Origin of the sequence: Gordonibacter pamelaeae 7-10-1-b (assembly GCF_000210055.1) — a bacterium.
In the GTDB taxonomy this organism is placed as follows: Bacteria; Actinomycetota; Coriobacteriia; order Coriobacteriales; family Eggerthellaceae; genus Gordonibacter; species Gordonibacter pamelaeae.
Window position 1 is genome coordinate 1,624,394 of the sequence record NC_021021.1, and the last position, 2,241, is coordinate 1,626,634.

The 2,241-nt window shown below is 67.5% G+C and carries 1 protein-coding gene; it reads right to left on the minus strand.

Annotated elements, in window-relative coordinates; genetic code table 11:
- Positions 1-250 precede the first annotated feature (250 nt).
- Positions 251-1,984 (minus strand): FAD-dependent oxidoreductase, encoded by a 1,734-nt coding sequence (locus GPA_RS07565; RefSeq protein ID WP_015539489.1) that lies wholly within the window; start codon positions 1,982-1,984, stop codon positions 251-253.
- Between the last annotated feature and the right edge of the window lie 257 nt (positions 1,985-2,241).

Sequence of the window (2,241 nt, forward strand, 5' to 3'; positions counted from 1 at the left end):
CGCTGCTACGGCGCCGAGCCGCGTCGCACCTCTCTGCACGACCGCCGCCTTGCGGGTCCCAGCCTGGCCGTGCTCGCTGCCGGCCTCGCGTTGTGCGCGGCGGTAGCCGTGGCGCTGTAGAGGGAGCTGCCTCCAAGAGCGTTCGCCGCCAAAAAAAAACGAGGGATGCGGCCGTCGTGCGGCTGCATCCCTCGTTTTCGAGGGCCCGGACGCCGGGGAGGGAGGGGGCGTCCGGGCCGAACGGGCCGGCCTACTCGGCGCCGGCCAGCTTGCGGCCGGTCACGTAGCCGAACGTGAGGCACGTGCCGCCCAGGTTATGGCCGGGGAAGTGCGTGGAGTAGCAGTTGGTGTACATATCGCCCACCGTGGAGCCCAGACAGTACAGGCCGTCGATGACCTCGTCGTCGGCGTTCATGACCTGCAGATCCTCGTTGCAGCGGATGCCGCCGGTGGTGGACAGGAACCACGGCGTGCACTCTATGCCGTAGAACGGACCCTTCTTGATGGGCAGCAGCAGCTCCTTGCGCTTGCCGAACTCCTCGTCGACGCCTGCGTCGCAGTAGCCGTTGTACGCCTCGATGGTCTTGAGCGTCTCGTCCCTCGGCAGGCCGAGCTTCTCCACGAGCTCCTCCACGGTGTCGGCCTTGATCATCTTCACCGGGATGTCGCCCGAGCCGTTCATGTTGATGGTGCCGGGTCCGTCCACCACGGTCTGCCAGTAGGCGCGCACGTCATCGGGCGTGTCGAACACCTTCGGGCCGTCCACGTAGCGGTGATTCTGCCAGCCCGGCTCGTTCGCGTAGTCGTCATCCCAGATGGCGAACGCGTGATTGCCCTTCTGGTGCATGAGCGCCAAGCCGCCGTGCGAGATGACGTTGTCCTCGTTGTCGTAGCGGCGGCCGTCCTCGTTCACCATGAGGCCCTGGAATGCGCGCACCTGGCGCGTGATGGAGCGCCACTGGAAGCAGAAGATCATGGGCGCGGGCGTCTCGCTCTTGTCGACGGCAGCGCCGGCCCAGTACGCCATCTTGTGGCCTGAGCCGTTCCAGATGCCGCCGAACTCGGTCTGGTGCGCCGCCCAGGGGATGAACTTCTCCAGCATGTCCTTGTCCTGGCCGAAGTCGCCTGTGGCGATGACCACGCCGTTCTTTCCGTTGAACCGCACGTAGCCGTCCTTACCCTTCGCCACGACGCCCACCACCTTGTCGCCGTCCTTCGCGAGCTGCTGCGCCTCGGTCTCGTAGCGGATGTCCACGCCGGCTTTCTCGCAGTACAGCGCCATGTTCGCGCACACGTCCTGCTGCGGGTTGTCGTCGGGGCCCTTGCCGTTGGGGCCGTCGAGGAACTCGTGCGTGCCGGGGAACTCGCCGTTGATGTTCTCCGGGTCTTCGTACCAGTGCTCCATGACGGGGGTGAGGTCGTCGCCGCCCACGGAGCTGGCCGTGGTCATGCGGTCGATGAGCCAGTCCATGGCCTCGCCCGAGCGGTTGAAGTGCAGCATCCATTTCCGGCCGTCCACGCGGTAGGAGTGGTAGCCCATCATGCGCTTGTAGCGCTGGGCCACCTCCTCGACGGAGCACTCGTAGCCCTTCTCCTTCGTGAGCTTCGAGTTCATGGCGTAGATGGAGCCGCCGCGCCCGATGACGTGGTCCATGCGCTCGAGCATGACTACGTTCGCGCCGTTCTCGGCGGCTGCGAGCGCGCAGCACAGGCCGGAGAAACCGGCGCCGATGACCACGACGTCGGCGTCCACCGTCTCCTTGATGTCGCCCTCGGGGATAGGATCGGGCGCCGTCTCGAATTCGTAGGCGCCGCCCGCGGCCTTGCTGTCGGAGGCCGATGCGCCCGCCTTGCCCTCTTTCGGCTGCGCGGCGCAGCCGGCGAGCGTCCCCACGCCCGTGACGGCGGCAGTGGCCACGGCGCCCGTGGCGAACGCGCCCTTGAGGAAGCTGCGGCGGTCCATGCTCGTCTTCTCGTTATTCATATGGAACCCCTTCCCTCCAGCGGGTGCGGCCAGCGCGACCCGCTCCGTGCCCGGCGCCCTCCGCGCCGCGCGTTGTCCGCACCCTAGCACGCGCAGTGCGCTCCCCGCCTCGCCCATCGCAGGGAAAAAGCCGAATCGCGCGTTTTCACCCTGTAGGGTGAGGCGGGAGGGGAGGGGCTGGCGGCCTTCTGCCTCCCGCCGGCCGTCCCCATGGCACCGGGCGCGTGGTATGATGGCGAGGGGAGGGTCTATGAAGG

Excerpts from the sequence above, each read along its gene's own strand:
- GPA_RS07565 (WP_015539489.1), bottom strand. The coding sequence starts at position 1,984 with ATGAATAACGAGAAGACGAGCATGGACCGCCGCAGCTTCCTCAAGGGC.